Below are 11,738 nucleotides of genomic sequence, written 5' to 3' on the forward strand. Positions count from 1 at the left end.
TCCCAGATGATGCCGAGGGAGATGAAGAGGGCCGCCGCCCCGTCCAGCCACCACGCGCCGACGCCGATGCCGAGCACGCCGACCACCGACGCCACCGTGGTCTGCCAGTCGGCCTTCGCCATGTCGGCGTCGGCATACAGGAGCTTGTTGTGCAGCACCGGGGCGAGCTTCGACTTCGCCGGGCCGTAGAAGAACACGGGCCCGATGATCACGACCACCATGACGCCCACCATGAGCCATCCGAGCCAGATCGTCTGACCGAACAGCTGCACGGTGCCGATCGTGGCGTGCTCGGCCGCGATCAGCCCGGTGACGGCCTCGACGGCGAGGTTCAGGCCCACGGCGAGCAGTGCCACTCCGGCCACGAGATGCCCGACGCCCATCGCGCGGTGCAGTCCGTAGGGGTGCTTCCTCGTGGGGCGACGGCGCACGAAGATGAGCGCCGTCAGGAACGCGAACTGCGGGATCAAGGAGAGCATGTCCTCGATCCAGGCCGTCCGCATGGCCTGCGACTCGCCCACCACGAGCGCGATCACCGCGATCGTGATCGACGTGTAGACGATCGTGAAGATCTCCCACTTCACCGCGCGACGAACCGCCCGCGCCTGCTCCGGCGGCAGCGTGGTGCGGCCGAACTGCCGGGTCTCGGTCATCCGCCGACCTCCTCGTCGAGGAAGGTCTCCAGTGTCGACAGGAAGGAGTTCTCGCCGAGCGGCACCAGCATCACGAGCTCACGCCCGTCGGAGCCCTCGATCCCGCGATAGCCCCGGGTGACACCCGCCTTGTCGATCCACGGGGTGTCGGGGGTGATGCCACCGGCGATGAGGTCGAGGTCGCCTGCCTCGAGCTCGGTCACGAGGGTCTCCTCCGACGCGACGGTCCACTCCGTGTCGGCGTCGATGCTGTCGGCGAAGCGGTCCACGAGGTCGACGATCGTTCCGGTGGGGTCGCCCTGGCTCACCTCCACCAGCTCGCCATCCGGGGACGTTCCGACGCGCAGCACCCCTCCCGTGACGGCGTCCAGGGTGCCGTCAGGGTCGGCGGGGATGCTCAGGCCGCACCCGCCGAGAAGGCTGATGGCGGCGAGCACGGCGAGGGAGGCGATCGGGCGCCGGATGCGCCGTCGCTGCGGCAACGCAGATCTGTCCACGCGCCGAGAGTGCTCCGCGCGGCGTCGTCCTGCAAAGCCGTTGACGAGTGGCACTGCCGAGCGCTAGCGCCACGCAGATCGGGAGCCGTCTCTTGTGAGTAAGGGTACCCTTACCTATACTCGAAACCATGAGCAGCGCATGCGAGCACCTGCAGGATCCCGACTGGGACGACATCGAAGGTGCCGTGCTCATCGCCGGTGACGCGGCCGATGCCGGCATCATCGCGAGCATCGCCGCGCGGTTGCCGTGGGACGCGCAGGGCGTGATCATCCTCGAGGCGGCGGCGCGCATCCAGTTCCGCCACATCGACGTGCCCGAGGGGGTGTCGGTGCGCTGGTTGGTGCGCGGTGACGGTATCCGTGCGCACACGCGTGGCGAGCGACTGGCGAACGCGGTGCACGCGTGGTGCGTCGAGTGGACCTGCTCCGAGCCGCCGTCGCAGTGGACCGTCTGGCTCGGGCCGCACACGCCGCCGCATGTCGCGCGGATGGCGCGCAGCCTGCTCGGCGTCGCGAACTGACCGCTCGGCGACGATCCGCTCAGGCGCTCAGGCGCTCAGCGCACCGAGGCCACCGCGGGAGCGTTCGCGCCCGCGGTGATCGCGTCGAGGGCGCGGCGCAGCGATGAGCTCGACGTGTGCGCCGTGTACGGGAAGTACACGACCTCGACCCCGACCTCGGCGAACTCGCTCTCCAGGCGCAGCCCCTTGTCGGTGCCTCGCCAGTCGTCGCCCTTGAAGAAGTGCGTGAACTGCACGTCGCGCCACGAGTCCATCTTCGACGGCGTCGTCTCGACGTAGACGTCGTCGACGAACGAGATGTGCTTCACGATCTCCGCACGCTCCGCCGTCGGGATGACGGGCTCGATGCCCTTCACCTGACGCAGCATCTCGTCGCTGACGACGCCTGCGATCAGAATGTCGCAGTGCTGCTTGGCGTGACGAAGTAGATTCAGATGCCCGACGTGAAACAGGTCGAAAGCACCAACGGCATAGCCGATACGCGTCCCCATGATCTCCCCAGATCAGTAATTCCCCAGTAAGCGGATCCCCATCCGCTTCGCGACTCCCACAGCCGCGGTTCGACAGTCTAGCAGGTCTGGGTTTCGTTCCCCACAGCAACCCATGGAACGATGGAGGCCGCACGCGGTGCGTGCGCGGAACAGGGGGCTGACGTGGGGACACCGGTCACGGTCATCGTGCCGACGTTCAACGAACGCGAGAACGTCGCTGAGCTGGTCGCCCGCACCGCCGCCGCGCTCGCCGGGTGGGAAGCCGAGATCCTGTTCGTCGACGACAGCACCGACGACACCGCGGCCGAGGTCGAACGGGTCGCGGTCGACGCCCCGATCCCCGTGCGGGTCATCCACCGTACCGAGAACACCGGCGGTCTGGGCGGGGCCGTGGTCGTGGGACTCGAAGCCGCGGCAGCCGACGTCTGCATCGTGATGGACGGGGATCTGCAGCATCCGCCGGAACTGCTGCCCGTGCTGCTCGAACGTCACGCCGCAGGGGATGCCGACGTCGTCGCGGCGTCGCGCTACATCGGCGGAGGCGACACCAGCGGGCTCGGCACAGCGGTGCGCTTCGGCGTCTCACGCGCGGCGACCTGGCTGACGAGGGCGATGTTCCCGATCCGTCTCGCGCGCAGCACCGACCCGATGACCGGCTTCTTCCTGGTCGACCGGCGTCAGCTCGACCTCACGGCGCTCCAGCCGCAGGGCTTCAAGATCCTCCTCGAGATCCTCGCGCGCAACGACCTGCGCATCGCCGAGGTGCCGATGGAGTTCGCGGAGCGCCGGCACGGCACCTCGAAGGCGAGCCTGCGTCAGGGGGCGACCTTCATCGCGCACCTCGCCCGCCTGCGCTTCGGGAAGATGTCGCTGTTCGCGCTCATCGGCGTGATCGGCGCGGCCGCGAACCTCGGGATCATGTGGGCGCTCACCGCCGCCGGCGTGCCCTACGTCTGGGCGGCCATCATCGGCGCCGAGGTCACCATCATCGGCAACTTCCTGCTGCAGGAGCGGTTCGTGTTCGCCGACATGCGCACGGATGCCCGCGCCCTCGGCATCCGCTTCGCCAGCTCCTTCGCGTTCAACAACGTCGAGGCCGCGCTGCGCATCCCGGTGATGGCGCTGATGGTCGAGTCCTGGCACATCTCGAGCGTGCTCGCGACGGCACTCTCGTTGATCGTGGCGTTCTTCGCCCGGTTCCTGTTCCACTCGCTCGTCGTCTACGCGCCGCAGCGGCGGCGCAGGGGCGATGCCGCGGGGGCCGAGCCGCCGACGGACACCGCCGCCCTGCGGGTCATCCGCGCGATCGATGCCGAGGCGATGAAGCCGGGCGAGCTCTAGCTGCTCGCGCCGAGGTACGTCTCGAGGGCGGCATCCGCATCCCGCGGCGTCCATCCCGTCGCCTCGATGCGGCCGAGGTCCAGCACGCTGTTGAGCGGACGCGGGGCGATCGGGCCGGCCTGGTCGGCGAAGTACTCCGTGGTGGTCACGTCGGTCACGCCGGAGGGATCATGCCCGGTCAGGCGGTACACGGCGCGCGCGATGTCGGCCCACGAGCGCGGCTCTCCCGCGCCGGTCACGTTGTAGACGCCGTAAGGAGCGGCGGTCGACAGCAGGTGCAGGATCGCCGAGGCCAGATCTTCGGTGAAGGTCAGGCGCCCGATCTGGTCGCCGACGACCCGCGGTGCGATACCCCGCTCGGCGAGCGAGGCCATCGTGCGCACGAAGTTGCGCCCCTCGCCGATGACCCACGACGTGCGGACGATGTAGTGCCGCGGCACCGTCGCGACGACGGCGTCGCCCGCGGCCTTCGTCTGGCCGTAGACGCCGAGCGGGCGCACCGGGTCGGACTCCGTGTACGGGCCCGCCTTCCTGCCGTCGAACACGTAGTCGCTGGAGACGTGCACGAGCGTGATGCCGTTCTCGGCGGCGATGCGTGCCAATGCGGTCACGCCGGTGACGTTCGACGACCAGGCGTCACCGCGGCCGTCGTCGGTCTCGGCGAGATCGACCGCCGTGTAGGCGGCGGCGTTGATGATCGCGCGATAGTCGCGCCATCGCCGCGCCGTGGCGAGGTCGTCGGCACGCAGGTCGAGGGTCTCCCGCGTCGTGTACTCCACGTGCTCGGTGTCGCCGAGCGCGGCGCGCAGGGCGAGTCCGAGCTGGCCCGCGCCGCCGAGGACGAGGATCTTCTTCGGTCCGATCGGCGTCACATCGGCGAGGCGCGGGTGCGCGAGGTCCTTGGCCGACACCTCGACGTCGGCGAGCGGGATCGGCCACGCGATGGCCGCGGTCTCATCAGCGAGGTTGAGGAACGAGTACTCCGCGTCGGGCGACCAGTGATCGTTGACGAGGTACGTGTAGGCCGTGTCCGCCTCGAGCGTCTGGTACGAGTTGCCCACGCCGCGGGGCACCAGGATCGCGCGCGACGGATCGATCTCCGTCGTGAAGACCGTGCCGAACGTGTCGCCCGCACGCAGGTCAACCCAGGCGCCGAAGATCTTCCCGGTGGCGACCGACACCCATTTGTCCCAGGGCTCCGCGTGGATGCCGCGCGTGGTGCCGACCGCGTCGTTGAACGAGATGTTGTTCTGCACGGGGCCGAAGTCGGGGAGACCGGCGGCGACCATCTTCTCGCGCTGCCAGTTCTCCTTGAACCACCCACGCGAATCCCCGTGCACCGGCAGGTCGACGACGAGCAGACCGGGGATCGGCGTCTCGGTGACCGTGAGCGCCTTGCCGAACTCCGTCATCACTGGCCCTTCGCCGCGTAGAACGACTCGGTCGCATCCTTCGCCGGCGCCCACCAGCCCTCGTTCTCCCGGTACCAGTCGATGGTCGAGGCGAGCCCCGACTCGAAGTCGGAGAACTGCGGCGCCCAGCCCAGCTCGGTGCGGAGTTTCGTGGAGTCGATCGCGTAGCGCAGATCGTGGCCCGCGCGATCGGTCACGTGATCGTAGGCGTCCGCGGGCTGTCCCATCTGAGTGAGGATGAGCTCGACCACCGACTTGTTGTCCTTCTCGCCGTCGGCGCCGATCAGGTACGTCTCACCGATCTCGCCCTTGTCGAGGATCGTCAGGACGGCCGACGAATGATCGTCGGCGTGGATCCAGTCGCGCACGTTCTGACCTGCGCCGTAGAGCTTCGGACGGATGCCGCGCAGCACGTTGGTGATCTGACGCGGGATGAACTTCTCGACGTGCTGGTACGGCCCGTAGTTGTTCGAGCAGTTCGAGATCGTCGCCTGCACTCCGAACGACCGCACCCACGCGCGCACCAGCAGATCGCTGCCCGCCTTCGTCGACGAGTACGGCGACGAGGGGTTGTATGGGGTGTTCTCGGTGAACCGCTGCGGATCGTCGAGCTCCAGGTCGCCGTACACCTCGTCGGTCGAGATGTGGTGGAAACGCCGCTCGTGCCGACGTGCGGCCTCGAGCAGCGTGTAGGTGCCGATGATGTTCGTGTCGAGGAACGGCCGCGGGTCGTGCAGCGAGTTGTCGTTGTGCGACTCCGCCGCATAGTGCACGACCGCGTCGGCTTTCGCGAACAGCCCGTCGACGAGCTCGGCGTCGGCGATGTCCCCCTCGACGAGCTCCACGCGGTCGGCGGGGAGGCCTGCGAGCGATGCCCGGTTTCCGGCATAGGTCAGCTTGTCGAGCACGGTCACGTGCGCGTCGGTGTGCTCCACGACATGGTGCACGAAGTTCGATCCGATGAAACCGGCGCCGCCGGTCACGAGCAGCCGGGTCATCGCTTGCCTCGTTCCAGGAGCTCGAGCAGGTAGGAACCGTACCCGGATTTCACCAGGGCTTCGGCGCGCACGCGCAGTTCGTCGTCGTCGAGGAAGCCCTGGCGCCAGGCCACTTCTTCGGGCACGCCGATCTTCATGCCGGTGCGGCGCTCCATCGTGCGTACGTAGTCGGCGGCATCCGTCATCTGGTCGAAGGTCCCCGTGTCGAGCCAGGCGGTGCCGCGCGGCAGCACCTCGACCTGGAGCTTGCCGCGCTCGAGGTATTCGCGGTTGACGTCGGTGATCTCGTACTCGCCGCGCGCGCTGGGAGCCAGGTTGCGGGCGATCTCGATCACGTCGTTGTCGTAGAAGTACAGGCCGGGCACGGCGTAGTTGCTCTTCGGGTTCTTCGGCTTCTCCTCGAGCGAGATCGCCTGCCCGTCGTCGTCGAACGCGACGACGCCGTACGCCTCGGGCTCGGCGACCCAGTAGGCGAAGACCGCGCCACCGTCGATGTCGGCGAAGCGCTTGAGCTGCGTGCCCAGGCCGGGGCCGTAGAGCAGGTTGTCGCCGAGGACGAGGGCGACGCTGTCGTCGCCGATGAAGTCCGCACCGATCGTGAAGGCCTGCGCGAGCCCGTCGGGCGACTCCTGCTGGGCGAACGTCAGCGAGATGCCGAACTGCGAGCCGTCTCCGAGGAGCCGTTCGAAGTGGGCGGCGTCGTGGGGCGTGGTGATGACGAGGATGTCGCGGATCCCGGCGAGCATCAGCGTCGACAGCGGGTAGTAGACCATCGGCTTGTCGTAGACCGGGATGAGCTGCTTCGAGACCCCCAGTGTGATCGGATGCAGTCGCGTGCCCGAACCGCCCGCCAGAATGATGCCCTTCATGATCCCCCTCGTGAAAACGTCGATGTCCATGGTGGCGTCACAGAAGGGACGGCCATCCCCTGCCGTCCGACGACCCCCACAGTCGTACGTCCGACTCTAGCGGGTCACCTCGCCGGCGGGTGAGTGGATGCTGTGACGTCCGGTGCGGGATCTCCGTGTCCGTCCCGGAATCGGCTCTTGCCAGGGTGCCCGGGGAGGTCCATAGTTGGCTCGTGGAATCCGAGGGTGGTGCCTCGCTGTCTCTCACTTGGGCTCATCGTGCCGAACAGTCGGTGCCGGCCTGGGAGCGGAGCCATGCCAGGGGAGAGGTCCCGAGCGTCTGGCCCTACGGACTGGATGCGCTGCGTGATCACGCGGCCGTGGAGGTGGTCGATCTCCCGCCGCCCGGTCGGGTCGCTCGTGTGCGAGCGCGGCTGGGCATCGAACCTCGCCCCGTCGAGGGCCTGGCCGTGACGTGGGACGAGAACACCGCGTATCGCCTGCAGATCCTGCATCCCCGCGTCCGCTACGCCACCGGGGTGATCTGGCTCACCGACATGGCGCAGGCAGGTCCCGCTCCGGCCCGCCTGCTCTCGATGCTGGGCGGGGCCGAATCCGCGTGGGTGCTGAGCGAAGGGCAGATCGACCCGCTCCGGCGCCTGCTGGGGAGCCGGGGTCCGCGGGTCTTCCCGATCCCGTTCGGCATCGACAGCGACTTCTTCGGCGCGCAGCCCTCTCCGGCGCAGCCGCGGATCGTCAGTGTCGGCAACGACCGTGACCGCGATCCGGCGACGCTCTACGCGGCGCTCGCGCGCGTGCTCACCGCGCGGCCGGACACGGAGGTCGTGGTGCAGACGGGTTCCGATCTCGTGCCGCCCGAGGGGGTGCGGGTGGTCCGGCACATGCCGCACGCGGAGCTTCGGGATCTCTATGCGACCGCCAGCGTCATCGTCGTCCCGACCAGGCCGAACCTGCACGGCTCGGGGATGACGGTGGCTCTGGAAGCGCTCGCGACCGCCCGCCCGGTCGTCGTCTCGGATACGCCCGGCATGAGCCAGTACGTGAGCGAGGGGCGGACCGGCCACCTCGTGCCGCCGGGGGACGCGGAGCAACTCGCGGGGGCGGTGCTGGGTCTGCTCGATGATCCGCCGCGCGCGGCCGAACTCGGGCGCAACGGCCGGATCGAGGTGGAGCGCAGCTTCACGACGCAGATCATGGTCGCGGCCCTCGTGCAGGGGCTGCTGCAGCGGGCGTGATCGTGGTGGACGGGCGACGCCACCCGGGCCGACCGGGGAAGGGGTCAGCTCGACGTGGCGACGTCGCTGATGATGTACTTTGTCTTGCCGCCCGTGTACGGCAGGGCATCGACGTATTCGACGCTCACCGGTACCTCGTTCGCGATCCGCTCGCGCAGCGAGGTGACCGCGCTCTCGATCTGATCCCGCGCCTGCGCACCCTCGCCGACGACGACGCGGATCACGATCGAGTAGTCGGAGAGCTGGTGGATCTGGAAAAGCCGGACTGCTTCCGGGTGTGCCGCGAACATCCCCATGAGGCGATGCGCGAGCACGGTGCCGCTGGGCAGGCGGATCAGGTCCGTCGTCCGGCCCTGCGGCTGCTCCATGAGCGGGAGCGCACGGCCGCAGCGGCAGGGTTCCGCCCGCAGGATGCCCTTGTCGCCCGTGCGGTACCGGATCATGGGAAACACCCGGTTGCGAAGGTCCGTGATGACGAGGTCGCCCAGCTGACCGGGCGCTGCGGGGGCGCCGTCTTCGTCCACCACCTCGACGCGTCGGACATCCGCGAACACGTGGAGACCGTCGCGGTGGCCGCATTCGCCGGCGATCCAGCCGAACTCGGAACCACGGTATTCGTCGTAGACGGGAGCGCCGAAGACGGACTCGAGGCGGGTGCGGACGGATGCGGTGAGCGGCGCAGCTGTCGTCGCGATCGCGGTCGGTGCGGGGACGCTCAGTTTTCGGCGTTCCAGGAAGTCGGCGAACTCCAGCATCGCTCCCACGTAGCCCTCGATCAGGCGCGGTCGTGTCGCCATGAGCTGGCGATGGAACGTCTCCATGGTCTGCGCCGAGATGAGACCGGCGTCGAGGTAGACCTGCTTGGTCGGCCACCACGCCACGTCGTTCTTGAGTGTCGCCAGGCGGCCGAAGTTCCAGCGACCCACGCGGGCGAGGTCGTCGGACGGCTCCACTCCCCACCAGGAGTACATCCGCCAGCTCAGCGCGAGAGACGGCACTCGTGCGTCGTGGAACGTGGCCAGCGGTTCCCCGGTGCTCCCGCCGGTCAGCGCGGGACGAGCATTGGCGTCGGTCGCCTCGGCGGTGCGGAACTCCGCCGCGTGCTGTTTCACCGTGGCACGATCGAGGATCGGCAGCGCCGCCCATGCCTCCGGATCGGTCAGGGAGTCCGGGCGGATACCGAGCTCACCGTAGTGCCTGCCGTAGAACGGCGAGGAGTCCATGGCGAACGCCGCGATGTCGCGTGCGAGCCGGTTCTGCATCTGAGCGAACTCGTCCGGGGCCAGCCGCTCGTTCGCGAGGAGTTCGCGGTGAAAGGAGCCCGCTTTCGCGCGCACGGTCGCCGCCTTCGCGCGGAAGAACGCGCGTCTCATGGGTGTGGACATCAATACAGCCTCTCGTCGTCGAAGGATGCGCTCGGGGATACGGCTCAGCGGAGCCGTCTTTTGTGGGCGACGCCCTCGCGGAACGCATCCCGGTGCGCACGGCCGGCATCCGCCCAGTCACGGCGCGACAGGTCAGGCGAGCCGGTCAGCGTCGACGCGGCACGCCACGCCTCCACGACGGTCGGTGCGTCGAGGTCGCCGTCGTACATGAGCACCCACGCGGCGCCCACTTCGCGCGCCAGCGCCTCGTTCGCCTCGTTGCGCGGCACCAGTACCGGGCGCGCCATCGACAGGGCGGCGAGCACGCTACCCGAGTTGTGCATGAACCGGTACGCCAACACGATGAGCTCGGATGAGGTCGCAAGCTGGACGAGTTCGGCATCGGTGAGGAAGTCGAGGTGCAGCTCGACGCCGGGAAGGCCCGCGGTCCGCGCCCTCAAGTCGTCGCCGAGTTCGGGGGTGGACGGGCGCCCGCCGATCTTCAGGCTCAGCGTCGGCTCGGTCGTGACGGCCTCCGCATAGGCGTCGATGAACCCTTCCAGGCCCTTGTAGCGGCGGACCCCGCCGAACGATCCGAGTCGACCGGGCACCCGCTCGGCCGCCGGGAACTTCGCGTACCAGTCGCGGTAGTGCCCGTGCAGGATCAGGCTGTGCGGCGTCCCTGGCGGGAGCGGCGTCGTCTCGTTGATGACGATCCGGTAGTCGGTGTGGCGATCGATGAAGCGCAGCAGCCACAACCGTGGCGCGTTGTCGTCGGGGAGCTCGATGTTGTGCACCGTCCGCACCACGGCGATCCGCCTCGAGAGGCGGTGCCGGAAGACGAGCGCGGTGGTGAGGAGGAACTTACCGGTGGACTTCCACCAGGTCGAGCCGTGCAGCTTGGCCTCCGGCCAGTGCCAGTGGAAGGCGTCGTAGCGCCCGAAGAGTGCCGTGCCCCACGAGAAGCGCAGCCGTTCGAGGCCCTCGGTGGACCCGAGCGCTTCGTCGAGCATCTTGTTGTACGGGTTCGTCGTCGGGCGCGGTGCGCCGAGCGACTGCATCACGCGGATGGTCGATGCGGGGTCTGTCATGGTGGTGTCATCCTCCGATGGGCGGCGGTACTCGTCGTAACGGCGGCCGAAGGCGGCTGCGACCATCCCGCGGCCGCGGTGCGCGATGCGGGTGCCTCTGGCGTGATGGTCGATGTTCGAGGTGACCGCGCCGAAACCCCGCCGAAGGACGCCGGCGACGATGCGGATGACACCGCCCAGCAATGCGCGTACGCGCAGCGCGCCTCGGCGCAGCGCACCGTCGGTCAGCTGCAGCTCGATCCTCGTGTTCGCGTTCGCAGAGCTGAACGCGCGCTGCGCGGCCCAGGCCCGGCTGAGTCTCGCGGCGACGACGAGGTCCTCGGTCTCGGACTCGTTGCACCACACGATCAGGCCGCCCCGGCGCGCCAGCTGCCGAGAGAAGAGGGTGTCTTCGCCGCCGCCGAGCCCGAGCGTCTGATCGAAGCGGAGGCCGAGCCGGCGGATGCAGCGCAGATCGAGCAGGAGGTTTCCTGCCGCCGCGACTTCGAGGACGGTGCCGGTCTTTCGTATCGGTCGTCGAAAAGTGCCGGAGGTGAGCAGCCAGGGATCGACGTCCTCCTCGAAGACCGAGATCACGCGTCCCATCACCGCATCAGCGTTGTGGTCGCGCCAGACGGTGAGGAGAGACGAGAGCCAGTGCTCCCGCGGGATCTCGTCGTCGTCGATGAAGGCGACCAGATCGCGTCCGTCGCATTCACCCAGGATTCGGTTGCGGGCTGCCGCGATACCCGGGGTCGGTTCGACGACGTAGCGCATCGGCAGATCTGCGCGCTCCGCGACCTCGCGCGCGGACCCAGTGCCGTCGTTGTCGACGACCAGCACATCGATCTCGACCCCGAGCGCAGCACATTCCGCGATGCGCGGAGGGAGCGCGAGGAGCAGCGCCTCCAGGAGCTCCGGCCTCCGGTAGGTAGGTATGCCGATCGTCACCGCGATCATGTCGCTCGATTCCGGTCCCCTGGTCATCCGCACCATCCCCATGGCAGTCTCGCGCCTTCACTCCGGCGCGCGGCTCATCGTACCGTGATCCTCCGAAGCCGTTACGCGGAGACGCCTCTCGCGTATAGTCATTCTCCTGGGAGTCGACGTCGGTCGCGCCTCTGGGGAATTCGGCCGGCGACCCGAGGTGATCCGCGATGCGGATCCGGGGGGAGAGAATCGCGTGTCAACCGAGCACGGTCGGCTCGCCGTGGTGGTCGTGAACTACGCCTCGGCGAAGCTTCTGCAGCGCAATCTGGTGGTCGTCGCGCGCGAGGCGCGGGCGAT

General features: G+C 68.7%; 11 protein-coding genes. 3 read left to right on the forward strand and 8 right to left on the reverse strand.

All coding sequences use genetic code 11. From position 1 onward, the window contains the following. On the reverse strand, window positions 1-653 hold a 653-nt coding region (locus tag ACNPM4_RS19560), incomplete at its 3' end, for a cation efflux transmembrane domain-containing protein (RefSeq protein ID WP_448986874.1). Next, complete coding sequence (locus ACNPM4_RS19565) at window positions 650-1,150, reverse strand: transporter substrate-binding domain-containing protein (protein ID WP_448986875.1); 501 nt, start codon at window positions 1,148-1,150, stop codon at window positions 650-652. The genes ACNPM4_RS19565 and ACNPM4_RS19560, both read right to left, overlap by 4 nt. A gap of 128 nt (window positions 1,151-1,278) precedes the next feature. Between ACNPM4_RS19565 and ACNPM4_RS19570 the strand changes: the two genes are divergently transcribed. Then, on the forward strand, window positions 1,279-1,671 hold the full coding sequence (locus ACNPM4_RS19570; RefSeq protein WP_029262882.1) for an SIP domain-containing protein: 393 nt from the start codon (window positions 1,279-1,281) through the stop codon (window positions 1,669-1,671). A gap of 35 nt (window positions 1,672-1,706) precedes the next feature. Here the strand turns inward: ACNPM4_RS19570 and ACNPM4_RS19575 are convergent, their stop codons facing one another. Next, window positions 1,707-2,162 (reverse strand): FAD synthase family protein, encoded by a 456-nt coding sequence (locus ACNPM4_RS19575; RefSeq protein WP_029262881.1) that lies wholly within the window; start codon window positions 2,160-2,162, stop codon window positions 1,707-1,709. Window positions 2,163-2,282: 120 nt separating this feature from the next. Here ACNPM4_RS19575 and ACNPM4_RS19580 point away from each other — a divergent pair, with 120 nt between their 5' ends. Next, window positions 2,283-3,503, forward strand: coding sequence for a glycosyltransferase (locus ACNPM4_RS19580; RefSeq protein ID WP_448986876.1), 1,221 nt, complete (start codon window positions 2,283-2,285; stop codon window positions 3,501-3,503). Here ACNPM4_RS19580 and ACNPM4_RS19585 read toward each other — a convergent pair. Genes ACNPM4_RS19585 through rfbA form a run of 3 tightly spaced genes read right to left on the reverse strand, consistent with a single transcriptional unit; the run spans window position 3,500 to window position 6,782 of the window. Beyond that, window positions 3,500-4,915: a sugar nucleotide-binding protein gene (locus ACNPM4_RS19585; RefSeq protein ID WP_029262879.1), complete on the reverse strand. Its 1,416-nt coding sequence runs from the start codon at window positions 4,913-4,915 to the stop codon at window positions 3,500-3,502. The genes ACNPM4_RS19580 and ACNPM4_RS19585 overlap by 4 nt on opposite strands. Beyond that, the gene (gene rfbB / locus ACNPM4_RS19590; RefSeq protein ID WP_448986877.1) at window positions 4,915-5,913 is read right to left on the reverse strand and encodes a dTDP-glucose 4,6-dehydratase; all 999 of its coding nucleotides are present in this window, start codon (window positions 5,911-5,913) and stop codon (window positions 4,915-4,917) included. Before rfbB ends, ACNPM4_RS19585 begins: the two co-directional genes overlap by 1 nt. Beyond that, window positions 5,910-6,782 (reverse strand): glucose-1-phosphate thymidylyltransferase RfbA, encoded by an 873-nt coding sequence (gene rfbA / locus ACNPM4_RS19595; RefSeq protein ID WP_091035958.1) that lies wholly within the window; start codon window positions 6,780-6,782, stop codon window positions 5,910-5,912. The genes rfbB and rfbA overlap by 4 nt, the downstream gene beginning before the upstream one ends. Window positions 6,783-6,994: 212 nt before the next feature. Between rfbA and ACNPM4_RS19600 the strand changes: the two genes are divergently transcribed. Then, window positions 6,995-8,017 (forward strand): glycosyltransferase family 4 protein, encoded by a 1,023-nt coding sequence (locus ACNPM4_RS19600; RefSeq protein ID WP_448986878.1) that lies wholly within the window; start codon window positions 6,995-6,997, stop codon window positions 8,015-8,017. A 44-nt stretch (window positions 8,018-8,061) separates the two neighbouring features. On the opposite strand, the gene ACNPM4_RS19605 is transcribed toward ACNPM4_RS19600, so the two are convergent. Then, a complete protein-coding gene (locus ACNPM4_RS19605) occupies window positions 8,062-9,402 on the reverse strand; it encodes a phenylacetate--CoA ligase family protein (protein ID WP_372468310.1) in 1,341 nt (446 codons plus the stop codon). Between the two features lie 44 nt (window positions 9,403-9,446). Beyond that, a complete protein-coding gene (locus tag ACNPM4_RS19610) occupies window positions 9,447-11,438 on the reverse strand; it encodes a glycosyltransferase (RefSeq protein WP_448986879.1) in 1,992 nt (663 codons plus the stop codon). Window positions 11,439-11,738 lie beyond the last annotated feature (300 nt).

The sequence above is a fragment of the Microbacterium umsixpiens genome, from assembly GCF_053543675.1.

Bases quoted from the DNA above. Each gene is read 5' to 3' on its own strand.
- rfbA (WP_091035958.1), bottom strand. From the start codon at position 6,782: ATGAAGGGCATCATTCTGGCGGGCGGTTCGGGCACGCGACTGCATCCG.
- ACNPM4_RS19585 (WP_029262879.1), bottom strand. From the start codon at position 4,915: ATGACGGAGTTCGGCAAGGCGCTCACGGTCACCGAGACGCCGATCCCC.
- ACNPM4_RS19570 (WP_029262882.1), top strand. From the start codon at position 1,279: ATGAGCAGCGCATGCGAGCACCTGCAGGATCCCGACTGGGACGACATC.
- rfbB (WP_448986877.1), bottom strand. From the start codon at position 5,913: ATGACCCGGCTGCTCGTGACCGGCGGCGCCGGTTTCATCGGATCGAAC.
- ACNPM4_RS19610 (WP_448986879.1), bottom strand. From the start codon at position 11,438: ATGACCAGGGGACCGGAATCGAGCGACATGATCGCGGTGACGATCGGC.
- ACNPM4_RS19580 (WP_448986876.1), top strand. From the start codon at position 2,283: ATGGAGGCCGCACGCGGTGCGTGCGCGGAACAGGGGGCTGACGTGGGG.
- ACNPM4_RS19605 (WP_372468310.1), bottom strand. From the start codon at position 9,402: ATGTCCACACCCATGAGACGCGCGTTCTTCCGCGCGAAGGCGGCGACC.
- ACNPM4_RS19575 (WP_029262881.1), bottom strand. From the start codon at position 2,162: ATGGGGACGCGTATCGGCTATGCCGTTGGTGCTTTCGACCTGTTTCAC.